The following is a 19,722-nucleotide window of genomic DNA, read 5'->3' as shown; positions in this document are numbered from 1 at the left end:
AAATGAGAAGAAGTCAAATAGTGCGCGTCTTTATGCCCGAATCGTGGTTGAAGAAGGAGAAAAGGTCAAATAGAGCGTGTCTATATGCCCGAAGTTGTGTTGAAAAAGGAGGAAAGGGCATATAGGGCGTGTCTATATGCCCGAAGTGGTGTTGAAAAAGGAGGAAAGGTCAAATAGGGCGTGTCTATATGCCCGAAGTGGTGTTGAAAAAGGAGGAAAGGTCAAATAGAGCGCGTCTATATGCCCGAAGCGGTGTTGAAAAAGGAGAAAAGGTCCAATAGAACGCGCCTTTTCGCCCGACGCAGTCGCTGGATGTGTAGAAAGGTAAAATATAAAATGCCTATCATGGAAGTAATGCGCTCCAGAATTTTGGAGCGTTTTTTTGTGTGAAGCGAATAGCAGTGTACCATTTAAATGTGACAAATTGTAAACAAAATCCAACTCATTTTTAACAAAATTTTCAAAAAACATTTGAGTATTCCAATCTATTTTGAAATAATTGGAGATAGAATATCTTAGCAGATAGGAGGAGGTCGGATGCCCTGGAAGAGTTTCATCATTTTTACAATTATTGCTTACATCGTCCTATCACTACCTAGTATTTTTAGTGTGGGATATGTAATCGACTGGGTCCCTGAAACAACGAATTTCCAAAAGGCAAAAGGATATGTAGTGGAAGGGCTAATAGCCTATTCTCTTCTTAAACTTCCTGTAGCAACCTTAGTAGGTTTATTGGCCAGTTTACATAAAAGTAAAAGAAACAAATCATAGCCCATCTGAAACCTTCCTAACACACTGCTGAGGTGATAATGTTGAAAAGACCTATATTAATAACGTTCCTTTCCCTGAGCCTAGTTGGTTGCGCATCAACCAAAGAGCCCATCCTCACTAAATCCACAGAAGAAGCATCTTGGGCCTACGAATTTGTTCGAGTACAGGAAACCTCCTTTCAGCTGACCCAGAAAGAAGCGGAGGATAGCGTTAAAGGAGACCTGATCGGTAAAGTCCAACGCAATATTGTGGATATGGATACCGCCGAGGAGTTAATTGAAAAGCATCTAGATAGTAATTCCTTACCGCCTGGGACAGCCCTTTACAAACACACCAAGAATAACAACTTCATCCTATACGAGTGGAAAGACAAATACTATATTGCAGAGAAAAAAGACTGAATGTTGAAAAAAGGGGGATCCGATGGAACTAAAGAAAGAATCTCTTAAATTGTCTGTTTCTGTTATTTTGGCTCTGATTTTCACTATCCTGCTCATTTTTTTTCCTAGAGGAGGGTACTATGGGGAAATTCCTATGAATCTAGAAGATGGTGCATTCCAAGGATTTCAACTTTCTCTATTTTTTGAAGTGTATAAAACAAACATCATCCAGTTCTTTCAGTATATTTGGGACCACCAGAGTCTTGGAGGAACTATGTTCTCTGAAACTTCCGTAGAAAAAGAACTACTTCGGTATTATCCGAAAAGCCTACTTATCATTGTGATTGGATTTGTGGTCAGCATTATTTTCGGTGTTTTAAAGGGGGTTTTTGATTACCGCAATACATATACAAAAAAGAATTTGTTTGGGAACGGAACTACTTGGCTTTTCCAGTCGATCCCTGATTTCTTCGTCGTCATTATCGCATTTTATCTAGCTTTCTATTACCTGCCGATGGGCTTGATTTTCAGCAATCAGAATTGGTACAGCTTTGCCGCGCCGGCCTTGCTGGTTTCCGTTTATCCGACGATGTATGTCGCGCGCATGACGTGTGTGTCGCTTTTGAATCAAGATGGTCAGGACTATATTCGAACAGCTTTTGCTAAGGGGTTTAAAGTCAGTCAGGTTATCAACCGCCATATTTTGAGAAACAGTGCGCTTGACTTGATTGCGCACCTGCCGACCATTATGATGGTGGTTATTTCAAACATGTTGATGGTGGAGTACTTGACTGGCTATGCTGGAGCAGGGAATCGGATGTTTGTAGCATTAGGCGGAAGACAGAACACGGTTGGGTTCGGTACCTCAGACATTGAAGCGGGATTAGTATTTGGTTTCGCTCTTTGTTTTATAGTAACCGTGCTTGTCGTTCATATTGTAAAAATGATTATGCTGACAAAGCTCAGCCAGAAGGGAGCGTAGAAGATGCGAAAAAACACAGCGCTTTGGACCGGAGGATTTTTTCTTGTGCTATTAATCCTGGTAGCCGTTTTCGGTTCCTCTTTTTCATATGTTAAAGAGGGGTTAGAAGGGAAACGGTTAATCTTCCCAGAGGCTGGGGGCATCGTATCAGCGCCTTTCCCTCCATCAGCTGACTACCCGCTTGGCTCTGACCATGAAGGCAGGAACATGGTAAGTCTTCTTGTCATGGGAGCCAAGGATACATTATTACTTATTTTTTTAATAACAAGCATTCGTTATGTGGTAGGTGTTGTGCTTGGTGCGATTGCATCCTTAGGGGGACGTGTAATCTCAAATGTCCTTAACGTGTGGGATCAGATTTTCTCCAGCATGCCGGTAATTTTCTTTGCCATTTTAGCGTTTAATCTACCACTTTTAATTTATGCAGAAAATAGGTTCTGGATTGTTATTTTCAGCATAGCATTGGTGGAAGTGGGGCGTGTGGGCGTGACAGTTCGTGATCAGCTAATGCATGTAAAAACAAAGCCTTATATTGATGCGGCTCGCACAGTTGGTGTCACCAATTTCGGTCTTGCCAAAAATCATTTCTTGCCTTCACTTCTCCCTACCATGCTTGTTAATTTTTGCTTTGATATTGGAAGGGTAGCGCTGATTATCGGCCAGCTAGGGATTTTCTCTATTTTCATTACGATGCAATTTGTAGAGGTTCCGCCTGGTGGAATGTTTCAGTTGGTAAACACAAGCTTCAACTGGCCGACCATTTTAGGGGATGCCCGAAAAGATATTTATACAGCCGTGTGGATTCCAGCGGCTGCAGCGATTGCGATTATGTATGTTATTTTGACCTTTAATATTTTAGGTGAGGGATTGAGAAGGCACTTTAGTCGGTTTGGGATGTGATGTGTGTTGAAAAAATACAGTTTGTTGCTATTGATGGTGACCTTGTTGCTGGTGGCTGTACTCACAAACCCCAGTGAGGAAGAGTATCTTGAGATGACTGGGGAGCCAATTTATGAAAAGTTGCCGGAGGGGCTGGAAATGGAAGTTGAACGCGTGAACCTTTTTCTCTTTTCTGCTTATACTCCGGTAGTAGCGGGTGAATACGGCATTACCCATTTAGGGATCTATGGAAGTTTCTTTCAAATTTCAGAAGGACAATTCTATTACCCGGTTTGGTTGGAAGTGTTTAATTGATTGTTTGAGAGAGAAAGGTGTCATTGAATTACAATGAATACCACTACAAACAAACACACTTTGAAAGCCGCGGTCTTACTTCGCCCCGTCACAGCTGGGATACGAGTGAAGTAACCCTGGGGACTTGGATTGTTGTCTTGCTCCTTTTGGCAATCCCTTTTGTTAACTTTATCGTTTTATTGGTTCTGGCATTTGGTGATCACAACGTGAGCTTGAGGAACTTTGCGAAGGCTTCATTGATCTTTTTGTTGGTGGGATTTTTCCTGACTATTCTGGGGGTAGGGTGTAGTTATTAATATTCTCTATTAAAGCGGGGTTATAAAGATTAAGAAAATCATTCTGCTACTTGCTCTAGTGCTATTACTATTTTGGAGTAGGGCATATTCAAGCGACCTGTTCTGGTTAGTGATAGCACTAGAAGCATGCATCGTAACATACATTATTTTTAGTGTGATAAAAAGCGTTATTGGTTTGAAAAATAAGACTGGGATAGGTTTCAACAATAATATTAGGATGGTCTTGGAGCAAAAGTTAGGTAAATCATTTTTAATAGAGTTTGTTATCACGGAGATCAATGTATTTTATTATTCATTATTAGTTTGGTTCGAGAAAACTAAAACAGCCGACCAGAACGTAAAATCATTTACTTACCATCGAACTTCGGAGATGAAAACGTTCATTATTGTGTTTGCTATACTGATAATTGGAGAAGGCGTGCTGTTTCATTATCTTTTGCAAAAGTGGAATGAAGTTATTGCCTGGATCTTTACCGTACTGAATGTCTACGGAATTCTATATTTGGTAGGATTTTATAATTCAGCAAAATACCTACCGCATATAATTAGGGAAGAAAAATTGATCATTAGGCTAGGCTTTCAAAGTAGCATCACTTTAGATATTGCCAACATTAAGCAAATTGCGCGGGCAAAAGAAATGGAGTTAGGGATGAAAATTCCTAAAAGTACATACTACTCTTTATTGAAACTAGATACCCCACATTATGAACTTATCTTGAAAGAGCCGGTTGAGATGCAAGGGTCTTACGGAATAAAGAAAAAGGTTGATACAGTGGTGTTTAGGGCAGATGACCGGGATGCGATATTAGAGGAAATCAGCCTAGTAAAGACAGTATGTTGTAGAGATAAAGTTAATTAGAGGTAAGTTTAAAATTGTATCTCTGTTCTAAAAACTTGATGCAAGAGTGGAAAACGGTAGTAGAGAGGTGTTCTCTTTGCCCGAAATAGGCTTGTGAAAAGAAAAACGGTAGTAGAGAGCGAGTCTCTCCGCCCGAAAACAGCTAGCGAGAAGGAAAACGGTAGTAGAGAGCGAGTCTCTCCGCCTGAAAACAACTAGCGAGAAGGAAAACGGTAGTAGAGAGCGAGTCTCTCCGCCCGAAAACAGCTAGCGAGAAGGAAAACGGTAGTAGAGAGCGAGTCTCTCCGCCCGAAAACAGCTAGCGAGAAGAGAAGCGGTAGTAGAGACAGGTTCACTCAACCCGAAATCAGCTACTGAAAAGAAAAACGGTAACAGAGAACACCCCCTGCATCCCCCACAGCAACGAATCTCTCAAAAATCGGACAAGCATGGAACTTTTTACTAAGTCACTTCGTTTAACTAGTAGAAAGGTACACTCATTAATAAAACTAGGCTTAATGTCGTACACCTGTACTGTTTTATTTAATATGGAAATCCAAGTAGGAGTTGTTCCAATTGGGAATATTTTTTCAAGATAGAGAACGAAAGAAAAGTTCAAAGCAGATAACTGTAATTAGAATCATTCTTTTAGTAGGTGTGTTCGCTTTTCTGTTAATGGGGTTAAAAAATAACTTTGACCTCTTTTATACTGGTTTGGCATTCATCCTTGTGGGAATCACCAACATAATAAATGGGGCGGAATCACACTACCACCGTGAAAAGAAAAAGGTATATATCCCTGAATATTTGCTTGGTGTATTGTTTTTAACGATTGCAGTCACTTATTTAAGCTAGAAGGGGAACCTACGGAGGCATCAAAATGAACAAATTTCTCGCAATTATTTTGCTTGCACTTCTCACTTTATCTGCCTGCAGCTCAGCAAATAGCAGTAGCTCTTATGTATATTGGACAGAAAAAACAGACAACCAGATTCAACATTTGGATCAAGCAAAAATAAACTATGAAATTAGGCATGGAGATATCTGGATTAGGGAAAAGGATAATAGAAAAGTAGTGGCGTGTTGTAGCTGAGGAGAGCTATAATGCAGTGAGAGTCTAATAATGTATCTTCTAACATTCACTGGATTAGAATGGTAGGTGTAAAAAATGAATGAATCTGTTCCGCATTCCGAAACGGAAAAAATCAATAGTAATGCAGTGTTATCACTAATCTTAGGAATTATTTCTATTATAAGTTGTGTCATAAGCTTTTTGAGCATGCTTTTTGCAGTTCCGGGGTTTGTCCTTGGTGTGATAAGTCTTAATGAGATTTCCAAAACAGATCAATCAGGACGAGGATATGCCAAGGCGGGCATAGTATGCAGCCTAATTGGAATAATATTGCCGCTTATCATTATTCTTATTAGTTTGTTATTTTTCGAATCGACAGACTTCATCATGGAAGTCATTTAAGGTTAAAAGGACAGCCCTCGTTTGGTAAGGGGGCTGTCCTTTTATACTTTTTAATATAGTAATTTTTAAACCAACGTTTGATTAAGAAAATATCTATCCTATGGGGCTATAAGGAGAAAACAATTTTTATGAAATTAACTTTTGAAAAAGGTGTAGTGATATAATTCACAAACCTGCCACCATTCAATACGAAACGACAAATTTCCCGGGAAACCCTTATTTTGAAATAGATCTTTTTAAACAAACGTTTGTTAAATAAAATCTGAACCCCCTGAGTAGCAAGAGGTTCAGCGGAAAAATCGAAATTAACTTTTGAAAAAAGTATTGTAGGAAATTTTCATTTTCCTAATTAAAGAAATAGCACATCTATTTGTCGAATTCTATGGTGCTTGAAACCCGTAAATCGCTATAAAGAGTAATAATGCCCACCCGCAAACACTAAGTGAATTTGCCGCAATCAGCCAACCCTTTGGCCACCCTTTTACTCTAAATAGAGTGACAAGTAATCCTACAACACCAAAGGCAATGGGAATGAAGAGCGTTACTCTGTTGAACAGCTCAACCATTGTTGAACCCCAAGAAGTCAGAAAGGCAACCAAAGGAATGGCTGACAAAAGGAAGAAAAGTGAACTAAATATAATGGCACGTTTTTGCATAAACTCCCCCCTCATTCAATAAATTTATGCTGCTGCCAAAACAAAAACACCAGTTTTTTTTACAGGAAATGGTGGGACTCGGTGCCTGTCCCCTAAGCACGCAAGATTTTCGCCATCGATTTTCCTTTAGCTAACTCATCAATGAGCTTATCCAAATAGCGTATCTCTCTCATGGTTGTTTCTTCAATTTCCTCTACTCGAACACCGCAAACGACTCCTTTAATAAGGCTACGGGCTGTGTTCATTTGGGGAGCTTCGGCAAAGAAGGTTTCGAAGTCTGTTTTATTTTCGATTAGTACTTCTAATTCCTCTTGGCTGTAGCCTGTTAACCAACGAATGATCTCATCCACTTCTGCTTTCATACGTCCTTTTTTCTCTGCCTTCGTAACGTAATGGGGGTATACACTTGCGAAACTGGTCGTATAGATGCGATGTTTTTTCATGATAAACCCTCCCATAGAAATTCTTTCCTTTATTGTACCATGGAAAATTTAGAATGATGTACAAACCGTTGTCAGTATATATTACATGTGATGCATAAAGGAGGGGGGAGATGTTTTGTTTTTTCATATGAAGGAATTACAGTATGAAGCCAAGCCTGATAAGCCTGATCCCATATTTGCAACAAGGTTGCAAGAAATATTGGGTGGGCAGTTCGGAGAGATTTCGGTTGCTGTTCAATATTTGTTTCAAGGCTGGGGAACAAGGAGACATGGGAAGTACCGGGATTTATTGATGGATACGGGGACGGAGGAGCTCGCCCATGTTGAGATGCTTGCAACCATGATTGCAAGACTGCTTGATAATGCACCAGTCAAAGCTCAAGAAGAAGCGGCACAGAACCCTGTAATGGCAGCAATTATGGGAGGGATGAACCCTCAATACGCCATTGTTTCCGGTCTTTCAGCAATGCCAGTCAACAGCGTTGGTGTCCCATGGAACGCAGGGTACGTGATAGCCAGTGGCAATCTGCTTGCCGATTTCAGGGCAAATTTAAATGCCGAAACACAAGGGCGTTTGCAGGCAGTCAGATTATATGAGCAAACGACGGACCCGGGAGTAAGAGATATGCTGTCATTCCTGATTGCCAGGGATAGAATGCATCAAAATCAATGGCTGGCAGCAATTTATGAACTAGAAGCGCAAGAAGGAGTAATCGTCCCAAGCACATTCCCTACTTCAAAGGAAAAATCGGAAGTCGCTCATACGTTTATTGCATTATCAGAGGGAGAAGAGAGTAGCAAAGGCAATTGGGCGAGTGGCCCTGCGCCAGACAGTTTAGCTAATTTCGAATACTTAAGCATGTCAGGGCCTTGGGGAGGAAAACCAATGCTAAACCCTGCTCCTCCAGCCTTGCACAATACTCCGCCATCTGTAAAATAAAGAAGGAACGTTTCGATTAACTTGAGCGTGATCGAAACGTCCTTTTCTTTTTTTATCCTTTAGATATCTCGACTATTCCTTCTTCCTTCAACCTAACTTCACCTTGCTTGTTCAGCTTCACTTTTTCATCATCTTTCAGGTTGGTGAACACAATTGGTGTCATCAAGGAAGGAGCATTCTTCCGGATGAAATCCATATCAAACTTAAGAAGTTCCTGCCCTTTCGTAACAGTATCACCTTGTGCAACGAGTGCTTCAAACCCTTCCCCTTTTAGGTTCACGGTATCAATTCCTACATGAATCAAAATTTCGTGTCCTTCGTTTGATTCAATTCCAATCGCATGCTTGGTCGGGAATAGGTTAACAATTTTTCCGTCAACAGGAGAGACAACAAGTCCTTCTGCAGGTTCAATTGCAAAGCCGTCACCCATCATTTTTCCAGAGAAGACTTGATCTGGAACATCGTCAAGTGGTTTGATTTCCCCTTTGATAGGAGCGATAAATCCGCCTTCCGTTGACTTGGTTTGCATTGCATCTGGATTGATTTCTTCAATTTGTTGCTCGACTTCCTTATTTGTGTCTGTTTTAGCAGGACGAGGTGTCTTCCCGTCCATAATATCCTTGATTTGCGATTTTAACGTATCCGATTTAGGTCCGAAAATAGCTTGGATATTGTTGCCTACTTCTAAAACGCCAGAGGCACCAAGCTTTTTTAAACGAGCTTTATCGACCATGGAAATTTCGTTCACCGACACTCGAAGCCTTGTGATACAAGCATCTAAGTGCGAGATGTTCTGCTTACCACCCATCGCCTCTAATACATCATGAGGGAGGTCGCCGGCAGTTGTCGGAGAGGCTCCATCTTCCTCCTCGTCCACTTCCTCACGACCAGGAGTTGCAAGATTGAATTTTGTTATAGCAAAGCGGAAACCGAAATAGTAAATGACTGAAAATACAAGACCTACTGGAATAACTAGCCACCAAGCAGTTCTGTTTGGCACAATTCCGAAAAGCAAGTAGTCGATGACCCCACCTGAGAACGTCATCCCAATTTTCACATCTAAAATATGCATTACCATGAACGAAAGACCCGCGAACACGGTGTGAATCGCGAATAACACAGGTGCAACAAACAGGAACGAGAACTCAATTGGCTCTGTAATACCCGTCAAAAAAGAGGTAAGGGCAGCAGACGCCATAATCCCACCGACTACTTTCTTCTTTTCAGGACGGGCGGTATGGTAAATGGCGAGCGCAGAGGCAGGAAGACCGAACATCATGAATGGAAATTTACCTGTCATAAACGTTCCGGCAGTAGGCTCGACACCGTCTCGCAGCTGGGCAAAGAACATCGCCTGGTCCCCGCGGACAATATCTCCAGCCTGGTTGGTATAGGATCCAAACTCAAACCAAAACGGAGAATAGAAAATATGATGCAGACCGAACGGAATGAGGGCACGTTCAATGACACCAAAAATAAAGGCGGACAACGTTAAGTTTGTGTTGATCATACTTTCCGACAGTGTGTTCAATCCACCTTGAATCGGCGGCCAAACAAAGGACATGACAATACCTAACACAACGGCAGAGGCAGCCGTTACAATTGGGACGAACCGCTTTCCGGCGAAGAAACCGAGGTAAGATGGTAGCTCGATATTGTAATACTTATTGTACATGAAGGCTCCGAGGATCCCGACGATTACTCCGCCGAACACTCCACTCTGAAGCGTGTTAATCCCAAGAACATTCGCATATGCCGGGTCATCAAGCATCCCATCATCTACGCCAAGCACTACACCCATCGTGGCATTCATGATGAGGTAACCAATAATTGCTGCAAGTGCGGCAACCCCCTCACCACCAGCAAGTCCAACTGCAACCCCAACGGCAAAGAGCACAGGGAGGTTGCTAAATACAATTCCTCCAGCAGCATCCATGACACTCGCCACTAACTGGATCCAATCCGCTCCTAGGAAAGGCATCAACTCCAATAAATTTTCCTCTTTCAATGCAGCTCCAAGCGCAAGCAAAATCCCAGCCGCAGGTAGGAGTGCAACCGGAAGCATCAACGCTTTCCCGACCTTCTGTAACACACCAAATAACTTTTTCAAGGATAATACCTCCAATATATGTAGATTTCAAAGTGTTTTTAATTTCCCCTAAATAGGGAGTTTTAAACAGTGGGTTGAGGGGACAGGCTTTTGCGACCATTTGTGCCGGTGTGACTGAGCCTAAAGACCACGAACTTGTTTTGGCACGAACTCGAAGCATTTTGGCATCAACTTCCTATGTTTTGGCACGAACTGCACGATAACCCGCTTCCTACGGTCAAATATCTCTCACCTGAACTTATCTTCATATAGTTGACTAAGTACCTTCTAATACTACTGTAGAAATTATTACCATCTATCTACCTGTGTGGTACTATAAAAATAAAGACGGAATATTCCTTCATTTAAAAGTAGGGAGATGGGAAAATGGAGTTATTTCAAACTCAGTACGATTGGATTAGACGAACAAGGGAAACGTTATTTCACTATTGTGAAGGCATGGCACATGCCGACTATGTAAAAGAAATGGAGAGCTTTGGCGGGGATTCGATCCGAAATCTTCACGTACATATTGCCACTTGCTATCATTTTTGGCTCGGGACACATGGTCTTGGAGAAGCAATAGAAAAAACAGAACCGAAAGACATTAAAACCGTTCAAGATATGAGAGAGCTTTTCCAAAAAACGGACGAGATAGTTGAGAAGTTTTTGCTAAAGTATCAAGGTAACTGGGAGCATACCATCCCATACACGTTTAAAAACGGTGAAACATCTGACTTCAGCACACTCTGGCTTTTTACGCACACCACCACCCATGAATTCCACCATAAAGGACAGATTGTAAAAATTGGCCGACAGCTAGGCTATAACCCACCGGATACGGATCTCATCGCGCCCGAGGTAAAAACATGTCAATCTTAACGAAAAATCAATTGAAAATCGTGGAACAGTCTGAGATTGATGCGCTAGAAGATAGATTATTAAGAGTTCGGAGCCTGAACGATAATGCAATGGGCGTGGAGCTGCAGCGATTTGGGAATGCCGTGGCGTTCTCTGTTAAAAATATTCCAGGTCCATCATTCAATACGGTGAAGGGAATTAGCGGAGAGAATGTAGAAGATTTGGATGACATAGTAGAATTTTATTCTAGTAGAGGCATTCCTCATAGGTTTGAAGTGACACCAGGCAATGCCTCAACTGACCTTTTCCGAAAGCTTAGTTCATTGGGCTTTTTTCAAAGTGGCTTCCACACGGTACTTTACCGCCCATTGTCTACTGAAGAACCGGCTGGTGGGGACACCGCAATTCAAATTGAAGAAATCAGTCTAGAGAACTTTGATATCTTTGGTGAGTTCTATACGAAAGGTTTCGGGATGCCCGTTGCATTCAAGGACTATGTGACCGCTAATAACAAGGTACTTGCAGAGAGCGACAATTGGACTTTTTATTTGGCTCGTTTAGGCGTTGAGCCAGTCGGAATCGCAGTCTTGTTTATAAAAAATGATGTGGCCACATTGGCTGCGTCGGCAACTGTACCTGAATTTAGAAATAAAGGCGTTCAAACAGCACTCATTGAAAAGCGCATGAAACAGGCTGCTAATGCAGGTTGCCGATATTTGGTTGGGCAAGCGGCATTTGGCAGTGTAAGCCAAAAGAACATGGAGCGAGCTGGGTTGAGGATTGCATATACGAATGCGGTTTGGGAGAAAGTTTAACGATAAAAAGGGGTAAACAAATGGATGCATTTAGGTGGTTAATCCCCGTAATTGTTACAGTTTGTTATTTTAAAATAATGGGAATTGGTGTTCGTAAGTTGAATAAAGATAGACACAAAATTGAAAACAGAACTTTATTGATTTTTACATTCATAGTTCTAACATCGACAATTGTATTCTTTGTGCCAATAGGTTACGGGATTCATAAAAATTTTGCTTTGGGGGGCCTTTTTGTAGCGGGGTTTTTAGGGGTTTTCTTAGCTTGGATAGGAGTAATTAAGTATATCAATCCTCGACTTTATGAAAAATCAGTGGGAGTATTGGAGAAATTCTTAAAATTAATTATTTGAATAGTTAGGATGCCTACAAATACGCAGAGGGTCACTTATGAAGTATTCGGAACAAGCTTTTATGGACCTACATAATGAGTTTATCCGTTGTTGGGATGAAGCCATGGCAAATGGTAAAACGGAAAAATTGGAAGCCTTTTACGATAAGGATTCTTATCACGTTGTGGTATTTACCACAGATGATGCAAAGCCGATGGAATTTGATTATGATCAATAAATTGCAGGTTTGAAGGAATCTGTAAAAGCTTTAATTGGAACAGAGAAAAGGTTTGATAATCGGGTGGTAAGAATGCAAGACCACGTTCGTGCGAGTGTATTCTACGAAATGGTTGTTATTCAAGGAAACGATGAAGTTACTCGTATTTTTACAATAGAAGGTTGGACACTAATAGACAATCAATGGAATGTTACAAGAGAGGTTAATAAAGTAATTAAATAGATATGAAAAAGAGTAATGGTGCCTGTCCCCATTACCCACTTTTCATTTTCATTCTAGTTAGCTCTATAAATCCTGCCAGTGGCTTTGTCATTTGTTTGTCTTTGTGCCAGGCAAGGTGTGTGAACAGGGGAGGGGTGGATGCTGTGAATGGGAGCTCACGCATTTTCCCTTCATTTAATTCTTTTTGGACGACCATTTTTGGGAGCAGTGCTACACCTAGTCCTGCTATGACACATTGCTTGATAGCCTCAATGCTACCGAATTCAATTTGTTCTGTCGGGAAAATCCCTTCTGATGATAGGTAGTCCTTGAACATGTCACGGTAAGAACAACCAGTTTCCGTAAGTAATAGAGTCTCGTGAACTAGATCAGAAACGGTAAGTAATTTTTTAGGATAATCTGGTGCAATAACGAGCTTAAGTTCCTCTTCCGCAAGCTTCTCCATTCTTAAAGAGCCTTTCTGACTACTTTTATCCATAATGAATGCCACGTCGAGTTCGCCTTCCATTAGCTTTTTCCTAGCCATTTCATCTGAATGTGCTGGTCTAAAAATGAGCTTCACTTTTGGAAAAGAAGCTTTATATTCTTTTAAGATAGATGGGAGACGGTAGGTGCACTGGCTTTCTTGAGCTCCAATCGTAAGACTACCGGTCAACACATCTTCCCCTTGGGTCGCAACAATAGCTTCCTCGCTTAAACGAATCATTTTTTCTGCATAGTTTTTGAACTGTATCCCTGCTTCCGTTAGGATCAGTTTTTTCCCTAATCGCTCAAATAAAGGCTTGCCGACTTCTTTTTCTAACCCTTTAATTTGAGCAGTCACACTTGATTGTGCAAAGTTCAACACTTTGGCAGTTTGCGTAAAATTCAAGGTGGATGCAGCATGGTGGAAGGTAATTAATTGTTTAATGTCCATAGTTTCACCCCACTAATCGATATTATTGATTAATGTTATCAAGATTATCAGCTTTATTGATTTTAACGTTCATTATAAAATAAAGCCAACATCATGACAACATAGTAGAAAGGAAGAGGTAACATGTCTATTGCAATTATATATGGGGGGACTCGTCCCAATGGAAACACAGAAACCTTAACAAAATACGCCACACAAGGTATAGAGGTGGAAGAGATTTTTCTAAGAGAACATATTATCCACCCGATTGTTGATATGCGGCACGATGAGAAGGGGTTTCAGGATCGAAAAGATGATTATAACGCTTTGCTTAAGCGAATTCTTCAGCATGATACGTTAATTTTTGCAACACCAATCTATTGGTACAGCATGTCAGGCATGATGAAGAATTTTGTTGATCGCTGGTCGCATACGATGCGAGACGCTAATTTTCCAGATTTTAAAGCTCAATTGTCTACCAAAAATGCATACATTATTGCGGTCGGAGGAGATTCTCCTTCTATAAAAGGACTGCCAATGATTGAGCAATTCAAATATATTTTTGAATTCATGGGAATGGAATTCAAGGGGTACATCATTGGGAAAGGTAATCAGCCCGGGGATATTCATGAGGATAAGGTTGCGTTGTTTCAAGCGGAACAACTTCGTAAGGAGCTATTCTAACAGAAAGTAGGGACGGTTTTTGCTCATTAGAAAAGCAGAACCGCCCCTTAATTTTTATTAACCGTTTAGGGTTCTATTTTACAATGTACCAATATAACCAGCCAGTTCCTCTGCATTTTCCTCAATCTCTTCCTCCGTCAATCTGTGGGCTCCTTGAAGTGTAAAGGAAGGAAGGAATTTCATCCCTGTCAAGTTTGCTGTCGCTTGAAACGGCTTTGTCAATTCACTCATGCTAAAGAGATTATACCCTCCTGCTTGGTAGGCAGAAGCTGGACCGCCCGTTGAAATGACCAGGAGAAGTTCTTTGCCGTGAAGTTTAGTTCCGTTAGTGCCGTATGCCCAACCATATTCCAACACAACATCTTGCCACTCTTTTAAAAGTGAGGGGCTGCTGTACCAATACAACGGGAATTGAAAAACGATGCGATCGTGGTTGAGTAGTAGTTGTTGTTCATGTTTCACATCAATTTTTCCATCTGGATATGCAGCATAAAGGTTATGGACCGTCATGTTCTCTTCGCTCATTAATCTCTTGGTCCAAGCTTTATTAATTCTTGAGGTTTCAATATTTGGGTGTGCCAAAAGGACAAGTGTTTTCATTTATTTTCACCTCCTGTTATTTGTATATGCAAATGATAATGCGAAAAAAATTATTGATTTTCTAACATAACTTCAAGTTCTGTCCGGTTAGTGTTCATTCTATAAAATTCTTCAGCCACATGATCTGGTGAAAGGGATGTGCCTTCCTGAACAAATCCGTTAACAGTAAGTAATCCCAAGTAAGTGTCCTTTTGACTTAGTTCTTGGTTCAAACTGTATGCCAAATTTCTTATAGCTGCTTTCCCTACAGCGAGAGAAGCGTAGTCTGTATAAGGAGTCAAAGCCAATCCTCCGCCAGTGAACAGGATAGATCCATTTTTCATGTGTGGAAGGGACTCTTTGACAGATACTAGGGCTCCTGCCACACTAATTTTGAAATCGTTTATTAAATCTGCTGTTTTAAGAGTTGTTGGTTTTCCTGGAGTACCCGCTGCAGCATTGTAGAGGAGCACATCAATCTTTCCAAATGTTTTAATCACTTGATGGATGGCTGTTTGAAGCGAATCTTCTTCAGAAACATCACCTTTAAATCCTTTTGCCTCTATGTTCATTGATTTCAATTCTTCTGTGTATTGATTTAATGCCTCTTCACGGCGTGCAATCATCGCAATTTTATACCCTTCGCGGCCAAACTTTTTTGCTGTGCTTAAGCTTATCCCAGGGCCTGCTCCAACAATCAACATCACTTTATTATTCATGTATATCCTCCTCAAAAACGTTATTTGTATATGCAAATGAAAATCTAAAAAAATTTATATTTTTTTTTCTATTTTATTGCTCGCTTCATGCAAGGTTTTACTTAGATCCAAGCTGAACTCACGCCCTAATATCTCCGAGTAATTCTTAAAAAGCTCTTTAAGGGAAAGTCTGAATTCAGTGTAAATGTCTTCGCCTTTTTCTGTCAACGTTATAAAGCTTTGCTTTCCTTCCATTCTTCTGGTTGCAAGTTTTAATTTCTCTAATTTGTCAATAAAACGAGTACTCGTGGATGGAGCGATTGATAATTTATGACAAAGCTCTTTCTGTGAGATGCCGGGATTGTATTTCACAAGCATCATCATATATAGATAAGAAGGGGAAAGTTCATCAAAATCGAATGTTTTCTCCGTCAATTTTGTCATATTACGTGCAAATCTATTGGCCGTAAAATACAAACAATGAATGAGCAGCTCTTCTTCTTCTCGCATTTTTTTCAGTCCTTTAATTTCATTTGCATATACAAATTAACACATTATAAAGTAGAAAAGCAACTGTTTCGTTTTAAAAAAGGATTTTGCCGTAGGGCTAGTGAAATTAGGGGAGTATTTGGGGAAGAGGACAGAGAAGATTGGTGGGTGAAACCGCTGAAACCATTCAATAAAAGGAGTTATAGAATTGCTAAAGACCTCTGCCCCAGGAAAAATGGAACTAGAGGTCCTTATTTTAGCAACAAACTGCCTGCATGAAGCCACACCTTTCGCACATCCAAGCAAGTATGGGCCGCCGTGCCTGTCCCCACAACCAACTACCAAAGCGTGCTTTTCTTTGGTTTTACATTTTGGATGAAAATAAAGACGAGTACGCCGATAATAACTGCCATAGCACTGGATATATAGAGACTTGTTAGTAGGTGCTTTTTCATGACCACAGACATAATAGGCGGACCTGCAGCAACCCCGATGAATCGAGAAGAGCTATAAAGGGAGGAGATCGTTCCCTTCTCTTCCTTTTCAACATTTTCGGTGATTATAGCATCAAGGGTGGGCAGCATTGCTCCAATGCTAATTCCAATAAAGCTGGATATGGTGAGCAATAAAAATAGCTTTTCATTTTGATAGCCCACAAAAACGATGGAAATGGCAATAACGCCAAGTGTAATAATCAGAATTTTTCTCATCAATTCAATATTTCCCTTAATCACTTTTCCAGTGATATAAGAAGAGGCGCACAGGGTGAACAAAGGAACCGCTAAGTATAACCCTTTTTTTACACCGTGCAGGTCATGCGTTTTTTCAAGAATGTCGGATAAATAAAATAATAGGGCAAATAGGATCAGCATCGCGTAAACGCCAATGATGAAGGTGGTATAGAGCCATTTTCCTTCTTTTTGGAAAATCTTCTTTGTGTTTTGAATAAAAATATTTAGTGCAAGTGGCTTGTCCTTTTTCTTAGGTACTTTAATGAATATAAGGACCATTAAAATAGAAATTAAACTGAAAATAGATATCGAAAAGAAAGGCAGGTACCATAGGACAGCTGCCAAAACCGAACCTAATATAGGACTAAGAACCTTCCCGAATGTATTGGATGTTTCAATGATCCCCAAGCAAGAGCTGGTTTTTTCATCGTCATCCTGATACAAGTCCCCAACAAGCGGCAAAATGATCGGGGTTGCCCCAGCAGCCCCTACACCTTGAATAATTCGTCCAATGATTATCCATGAGTATGGATCATCTATTTTCCAGGAAGCAAATCCGGAAATTAACCCACCGATAAGTGCAAGCAGTAAACTGGGCAAAATAATCATTTTCCTGCCGAAACGGTCAGATAAATAACCTGCAATAGGTATTAAGAAAATAGATGCAACAGAATAAGAAGTGATAATCATACTGGATTGGAAGGAGGAGATGTCTAATTCTTTTTCGAGCAATGGCAAAACAGGAATAAGCATGGAATTGCCTAGTGTCATAATAAGAGGGATGGAAGCCATGCTTATTATGCACCAAGCACTGACTTGTCCGATTTTCTTGTTTGTCACCTCTACCCCTCCATCGTCATGTCTACGATTAATAAGTTCAATTGCTTAAAGCTTAAAAGAAAACCCATCAATGGAATCAATTCTTCCACGCCACCAAGTGTGACTTTTGAAAGGAGATTGCGCGTTCGCAGAAATATACACCGCATCTTTCAAATGAATAAACGTAGCAATCATATCCTGCTTTTTCTTTTCCTCTTCTTCTTGCCGCTCACTGATATAGGCCTCTTTAAGATCAGTAAATTTTTTATGTAGAACGCGAGACAGGGTACTATTTTCTATACCATCTGCAGATTGAATGATTCCCTCGTAATAAGTGTGGGGACCAACCAGCGTTCCTGCTACTACTGTTCCATTAATGTTTAACGTGATTCCAATTTCCACACCGTCTTTATCTGTTAGATCAAGCAGCATCTGCATTACTGCATCATCGGTGGATACGTTTTCCTCTTTTTTCGCCAAGTTAACCCCTCACTTTTTGTTTCTTTATCCATTTTGTCACGCACACATAGTTAGTATAGGTAAAGAAGGAGAGGTTATTCTGGAAGTTTGTGCAAGTGGAGGTGCTCTTTCCTATGCTACTACCAGGAAAAAGAAAACCGTTCTCTTTGCCAATTAAAAACCTTTTACTAGGTAACAATATAAACATTATTTAGTTAAAGGGGGATTAACATGTCTTTCATTTCCAATGAATCAATGCGGCCGCATGCAAATAGTGAATATGATATGTTGCGCAAAGTGATTCTGTGCAAACCTGAATATATGACCATCCGAGAGGTTATTAATGAAACACAGGAAAAGTTTAAGAATGAAGGCATTCATATTGAAATTGCCATGGCGCAGCATAAAAAGTTCGTGGATAAATTGGAGGAACATGGAGTGGAAGTTATCCTCCTGCCTGCAATGAAAATGTTCCCGGAGCAAGTATTCACACGAGATATTGGCTTCACCCTTGGAAATATCCTATTTGTTGCGGAAATGGCCAATAAAATAAGACAAGGGGAAGAAGATGTCTTAAAACGTATGTTAGAGCAACAAGAAATTTCTTATTTAAATTTAAAGGGGGACATGATAGAAGGCGGAGATGTCATCATCCATGGCGAAACGGTGTATGTTGGTTTGAGCAACCGAACAAATGTAGCAGCAATTGAACATCTTCAAAGCATCCTGCCGCATTATAAAGTAGTAAAGGTGCCTTTTAAAGAAAAATACTTACATTTGGATTGTGTGTTCAACATCATTTCACCGACAGAAGCACTTTACTATGCAGAAGCTTTTACACAGCAAGAGATAGACATTCTCTCGTCGCAGTTTGAATTAATCGAAGTAACAAGAGACGAACAGTTCACCCTTGGCACAAATGTACTAAGCATAGGCAATAAGAAAATTTTCAGCCTGCCCGTAAATCCTAAGGTGAACGCGGAACTCACGAAGAGAGGTTATGAAATAATAGAAGTCGACATCATTGAAATTATTAAATCAGGGGGATCCTTTCGTTGTTGCACGCTGCCCATACTTCGTGGGTAGAGGGGGAGCTGGTGTTGCAGGGACAGGCACCTTGACCCGCTTTTAATAGTGGGTCTCTGCGACACCCCCATCCAAAAATGGAAAATGAATTCTTCGTATAATACGTGATAGTTATTCTCCTATCCCCTATAATGAAAAGAGGAGGTGATAACATGGAAAAACAAATTCTTGAGCTGCTTATCGGCCTGGATACAGAAGTTAAAGGTATGAGAGGAGATGTAAATGATTTAAAATCGGAAACATCCAGCTTAAGGTCAGAGATGACAGGCATAAAGACCGAAATGAGAAGCATGTACACTGAAATGGGTAACATGAAATCAGAAATAGGAAGCATAAAGACCGAAATGAGAAGCATGAACACTGAAATGGGTAACATGAAATCAGAAATAGGAAGCATGAAGTCCGAAATGGGAGGCATGAAATCAGAAATAGGAAATATGAAGACCGAAATGGGAGGCATGAAATCAGAAATAGGAAATATGAAGACCGAAATGGGAGGCATGAAGACAGAAATGCACGAACGTTTCAATACTGTTGAAGCAAAACTTGACGGTATTGGCGGGCAGTTTGAATTAACAAATGAACTAAGAATGAACGATTTCGACTTCATTGATAATAAGGTAAACAGACTTGAAAAAGAGATGTTCATCATGAAAAGTAAAAGTAACAGGTAGGGTGGCTCCTGCATAAACCCCTATATATTCCTCTAAGTATTTACTTCCACCTTGAATACCTCACCAAAAAACAATACTTA

General features: G+C 40.5%; 27 protein-coding genes. 18 read left to right on the top strand and 9 right to left on the bottom strand.

Annotated features, from left to right (window positions below):
- The first annotated feature begins 537 nt into the window (after nt 1-537).
- From HF078_RS12930 to HF078_RS12890, 9 genes are all read left to right on the top strand, one after another.
- Nucleotides 538-771 carry a hypothetical protein gene (locus HF078_RS12930; RefSeq protein WP_060664100.1) on the top strand — a complete coding sequence of 78 codons (234 nt, stop codon included), beginning with the start codon at nt 538-540 and terminating at the stop codon, nt 769-771.
- Between the two features lie 38 nt (nt 772-809).
- Entirely contained in the window at nt 810-1,172 is a 363-nt protein-coding gene (locus HF078_RS12925; RefSeq protein ID WP_156317593.1) for a hypothetical protein, read from the top strand.
- Nucleotides 1,173-1,194: 22 nt separating this feature from the next.
- Nucleotides 1,195-2,133, top strand: coding sequence for an ABC transporter permease subunit (locus tag HF078_RS12920; protein ID WP_169291534.1), 939 nt, complete (start codon nt 1,195-1,197; stop codon nt 2,131-2,133).
- Between the two features lie 3 nt (nt 2,134-2,136).
- The gene (locus tag HF078_RS12915; protein WP_169291533.1) at nt 2,137-3,033 is read left to right on the top strand and encodes an ABC transporter permease; all 897 of its coding nucleotides are present in this window, start codon (nt 2,137-2,139) and stop codon (nt 3,031-3,033) included.
- Nucleotides 3,034-3,036: 3 nt separating this feature from the next.
- Nucleotides 3,037-3,327, top strand: coding sequence for a hypothetical protein (locus HF078_RS12910; protein WP_481748017.1), 291 nt, complete (start codon nt 3,037-3,039; stop codon nt 3,325-3,327).
- 519 nt (nt 3,328-3,846) lie between these two features.
- A complete protein-coding gene (locus HF078_RS12905) occupies nt 3,847-4,482 on the top strand; it encodes a hypothetical protein (RefSeq protein WP_205831618.1) in 636 nt (211 codons plus the stop codon).
- Between the two features lie 555 nt (nt 4,483-5,037).
- On the top strand, nt 5,038-5,316 hold the full coding sequence (locus HF078_RS12900; protein ID WP_169291531.1) for a hypothetical protein: 279 nt from the start codon (nt 5,038-5,040) through the stop codon (nt 5,314-5,316).
- Between the two features lie 25 nt (nt 5,317-5,341).
- Nucleotides 5,342-5,554 carry a hypothetical protein gene (locus HF078_RS12895; protein WP_169291530.1) on the top strand — a complete coding sequence of 71 codons (213 nt, stop codon included), beginning with the start codon at nt 5,342-5,344 and terminating at the stop codon, nt 5,552-5,554.
- A gap of 75 nt (nt 5,555-5,629) precedes the next feature.
- Entirely contained in the window at nt 5,630-5,935 is a 306-nt protein-coding gene (locus HF078_RS12890) for a DUF4190 domain-containing protein (protein WP_148988934.1), read from the top strand.
- A 380-nt stretch (nt 5,936-6,315) separates the two neighbouring features.
- On the opposite strand, the gene HF078_RS12885 is transcribed toward HF078_RS12890, so the two are convergent.
- Nucleotides 6,316-6,591 carry a hypothetical protein gene (locus HF078_RS12885; protein ID WP_169291529.1) on the bottom strand — a complete coding sequence of 92 codons (276 nt, stop codon included), beginning with the start codon at nt 6,589-6,591 and terminating at the stop codon, nt 6,316-6,318.
- 92 nt (nt 6,592-6,683) lie between these two features.
- Entirely contained in the window at nt 6,684-7,034 is a 351-nt protein-coding gene (locus HF078_RS12880; RefSeq protein ID WP_169291528.1) for a DUF2200 domain-containing protein, read from the bottom strand.
- A gap of 115 nt (nt 7,035-7,149) precedes the next feature.
- Between HF078_RS12880 and HF078_RS12875 the strand changes: the two genes are divergently transcribed.
- Complete coding sequence (locus tag HF078_RS12875; RefSeq protein WP_169291527.1) at nt 7,150-7,974, top strand: manganese catalase; 825 nt, start codon at nt 7,150-7,152, stop codon at nt 7,972-7,974.
- A gap of 52 nt (nt 7,975-8,026) precedes the next feature.
- On the opposite strand, the gene ptsG is transcribed toward HF078_RS12875, so the two are convergent.
- Complete coding sequence (gene ptsG, locus HF078_RS12870; RefSeq protein WP_169291526.1) at nt 8,027-10,084, bottom strand: glucose-specific PTS transporter subunit IIBC; 2,058 nt, start codon at nt 10,082-10,084, stop codon at nt 8,027-8,029.
- 366 nt (nt 10,085-10,450) lie between these two features.
- Here ptsG and HF078_RS12865 point away from each other — a divergent pair, with 366 nt between their 5' ends.
- The 5 genes from HF078_RS12865 to HF078_RS12845 all read left to right on the top strand — a co-directional run bounded on the left by HF078_RS12865 (nt 10,451) and on the right by HF078_RS12845 (nt 12,528).
- Nucleotides 10,451-10,945 (top strand): DinB family protein, encoded by a 495-nt coding sequence (locus HF078_RS12865; protein ID WP_169291525.1) that lies wholly within the window; start codon nt 10,451-10,453, stop codon nt 10,943-10,945.
- On the top strand, nt 10,933-11,739 hold the full coding sequence (locus HF078_RS12860; protein WP_169291524.1) for a GNAT family N-acetyltransferase: 807 nt from the start codon (nt 10,933-10,935) through the stop codon (nt 11,737-11,739). Before HF078_RS12865 ends, HF078_RS12860 begins: the two co-directional genes overlap by 13 nt.
- Nucleotides 11,740-11,759: 20 nt before the next feature.
- The gene (locus HF078_RS12855) at nt 11,760-12,089 is read left to right on the top strand and encodes a hypothetical protein (protein ID WP_169291523.1); all 330 of its coding nucleotides are present in this window, start codon (nt 11,760-11,762) and stop codon (nt 12,087-12,089) included.
- A gap of 37 nt (nt 12,090-12,126) precedes the next feature.
- Nucleotides 12,127-12,306, top strand: coding sequence for a hypothetical protein (locus HF078_RS12850; RefSeq protein ID WP_169291522.1), 180 nt, complete (start codon nt 12,127-12,129; stop codon nt 12,304-12,306).
- Nucleotides 12,307-12,378: 72 nt separating this feature from the next.
- The gene (locus tag HF078_RS12845) at nt 12,379-12,528 is read left to right on the top strand and encodes a hypothetical protein (protein WP_169291521.1); all 150 of its coding nucleotides are present in this window, start codon (nt 12,379-12,381) and stop codon (nt 12,526-12,528) included.
- Nucleotides 12,529-12,559: 31 nt separating this feature from the next.
- On the opposite strand, the gene HF078_RS12840 is transcribed toward HF078_RS12845, so the two are convergent.
- Entirely contained in the window at nt 12,560-13,444 is an 885-nt protein-coding gene (locus HF078_RS12840) for a LysR family transcriptional regulator (protein WP_169291520.1), read from the bottom strand.
- A gap of 123 nt (nt 13,445-13,567) precedes the next feature.
- Between HF078_RS12840 and HF078_RS12835 the strand changes: the two genes are divergently transcribed.
- Nucleotides 13,568-14,107: a flavodoxin family protein gene (locus HF078_RS12835; RefSeq protein WP_169291519.1), complete on the top strand. Its 540-nt coding sequence runs from the start codon at nt 13,568-13,570 to the stop codon at nt 14,105-14,107.
- Between the two features lie 78 nt (nt 14,108-14,185).
- Here HF078_RS12835 and HF078_RS12830 read toward each other — a convergent pair whose 3' ends face one another.
- From HF078_RS12830 to gvpU, 5 genes are all read right to left on the bottom strand, one after another.
- Complete coding sequence (locus HF078_RS12830) at nt 14,186-14,707, bottom strand: NAD(P)H-dependent oxidoreductase (protein ID WP_169291518.1); 522 nt, start codon at nt 14,705-14,707, stop codon at nt 14,186-14,188.
- 50 nt (nt 14,708-14,757) lie between these two features.
- Complete coding sequence (locus HF078_RS12825) at nt 14,758-15,405, bottom strand: SDR family NAD(P)-dependent oxidoreductase (protein ID WP_169291517.1); 648 nt, start codon at nt 15,403-15,405, stop codon at nt 14,758-14,760.
- 54 nt (nt 15,406-15,459) lie between these two features.
- On the bottom strand, nt 15,460-15,894 hold the full coding sequence (locus tag HF078_RS12820) for a MarR family winged helix-turn-helix transcriptional regulator (protein WP_169291516.1): 435 nt from the start codon (nt 15,892-15,894) through the stop codon (nt 15,460-15,462).
- A 317-nt stretch (nt 15,895-16,211) separates the two neighbouring features.
- Entirely contained in the window at nt 16,212-17,396 is a 1,185-nt protein-coding gene (locus tag HF078_RS12815; protein WP_169291537.1) for an MFS transporter, read from the bottom strand.
- A gap of 93 nt (nt 17,397-17,489) precedes the next feature.
- On the bottom strand, nt 17,490-17,903 hold the full coding sequence (gene gvpU / locus HF078_RS12810) for a gas vesicle accessory protein GvpU (RefSeq protein WP_169291515.1): 414 nt from the start codon (nt 17,901-17,903) through the stop codon (nt 17,490-17,492).
- A 210-nt stretch (nt 17,904-18,113) separates the two neighbouring features.
- Here gvpU and HF078_RS12805 point away from each other — a divergent pair, with 210 nt between their 5' ends.
- Both HF078_RS12805 and HF078_RS20900 read left to right on the top strand, forming a co-directional pair.
- Nucleotides 18,114-18,968 (top strand): dimethylarginine dimethylaminohydrolase family protein, encoded by an 855-nt coding sequence (locus HF078_RS12805; RefSeq protein WP_205831617.1) that lies wholly within the window; start codon nt 18,114-18,116, stop codon nt 18,966-18,968.
- A 152-nt stretch (nt 18,969-19,120) separates the two neighbouring features.
- Complete coding sequence (locus HF078_RS20900) at nt 19,121-19,642, top strand: hypothetical protein (RefSeq protein ID WP_240951746.1); 522 nt, start codon at nt 19,121-19,123, stop codon at nt 19,640-19,642.
- Nucleotides 19,643-19,722 lie beyond the last annotated feature (80 nt).

It is taken from the genome of Bacillus sp. RO2, from assembly GCF_012911845.1.
Taxonomy (GTDB): domain Bacteria; phylum Bacillota; class Bacilli; order Bacillales; family Bacillaceae_I; genus Sutcliffiella_A.
Note: the sequence above shows the minus strand (reverse complement) of the source record. Positions and strands in the feature narration are given on the sequence as shown.

Bases quoted from the DNA above. Each gene is read 5' to 3' on its own strand.
- HF078_RS12920 (WP_169291534.1), top strand. From the start codon at position 1,195: ATGGAACTAAAGAAAGAATCTCTTAAATTGTCTGTTTCTGTTATTTTG.
- HF078_RS12815 (WP_169291537.1), bottom strand. From the start codon at position 17,396: ATGGCTTCCATCCCTCTTATTATGACACTAGGCAATTCCATGCTTATT.
- HF078_RS12805 (WP_205831617.1), top strand. From the start codon at position 18,114: ATGTCTTTCATTTCCAATGAATCAATGCGGCCGCATGCAAATAGTGAA.
- HF078_RS12825 (WP_169291517.1), bottom strand. From the start codon at position 15,405: ATGAATAATAAAGTGATGTTGATTGTTGGAGCAGGCCCTGGGATAAGC.
- HF078_RS12880 (WP_169291528.1), bottom strand. From the start codon at position 7,034: ATGAAAAAACATCGCATCTATACGACCAGTTTCGCAAGTGTATACCCC.
- HF078_RS12915 (WP_169291533.1), top strand. From the start codon at position 2,137: ATGCGAAAAAACACAGCGCTTTGGACCGGAGGATTTTTTCTTGTGCTA.
- HF078_RS12925 (WP_156317593.1), top strand. From the start codon at position 810: ATGTTGAAAAGACCTATATTAATAACGTTCCTTTCCCTGAGCCTAGTT.
- HF078_RS12850 (WP_169291522.1), top strand. From the start codon at position 12,127: ATGAAGTATTCGGAACAAGCTTTTATGGACCTACATAATGAGTTTATC.
- HF078_RS12860 (WP_169291524.1), top strand. From the start codon at position 10,933: ATGTCAATCTTAACGAAAAATCAATTGAAAATCGTGGAACAGTCTGAG.
- HF078_RS12885 (WP_169291529.1), bottom strand. From the start codon at position 6,591: ATGCAAAAACGTGCCATTATATTTAGTTCACTTTTCTTCCTTTTGTCA.
- HF078_RS12890 (WP_148988934.1), top strand. From the start codon at position 5,630: ATGAATGAATCTGTTCCGCATTCCGAAACGGAAAAAATCAATAGTAAT.
- HF078_RS12855 (WP_169291523.1), top strand. From the start codon at position 11,760: ATGGATGCATTTAGGTGGTTAATCCCCGTAATTGTTACAGTTTGTTAT.
- HF078_RS12835 (WP_169291519.1), top strand. From the start codon at position 13,568: ATGTCTATTGCAATTATATATGGGGGGACTCGTCCCAATGGAAACACA.
- HF078_RS12845 (WP_169291521.1), top strand. From the start codon at position 12,379: ATGCAAGACCACGTTCGTGCGAGTGTATTCTACGAAATGGTTGTTATT.
- HF078_RS20900 (WP_240951746.1), top strand. From the start codon at position 19,121: ATGGAAAAACAAATTCTTGAGCTGCTTATCGGCCTGGATACAGAAGTT.
- HF078_RS12820 (WP_169291516.1), bottom strand. From the start codon at position 15,894: ATGCGAGAAGAAGAAGAGCTGCTCATTCATTGTTTGTATTTTACGGCC.
- HF078_RS12895 (WP_169291530.1), top strand. From the start codon at position 5,342: ATGAACAAATTTCTCGCAATTATTTTGCTTGCACTTCTCACTTTATCT.
- HF078_RS12830 (WP_169291518.1), bottom strand. From the start codon at position 14,707: ATGAAAACACTTGTCCTTTTGGCACACCCAAATATTGAAACCTCAAGA.
- HF078_RS12865 (WP_169291525.1), top strand. From the start codon at position 10,451: ATGGAGTTATTTCAAACTCAGTACGATTGGATTAGACGAACAAGGGAA.
- HF078_RS12840 (WP_169291520.1), bottom strand. From the start codon at position 13,444: ATGGACATTAAACAATTAATTACCTTCCACCATGCTGCATCCACCTTG.
- HF078_RS12930 (WP_060664100.1), top strand. From the start codon at position 538: ATGCCCTGGAAGAGTTTCATCATTTTTACAATTATTGCTTACATCGTC.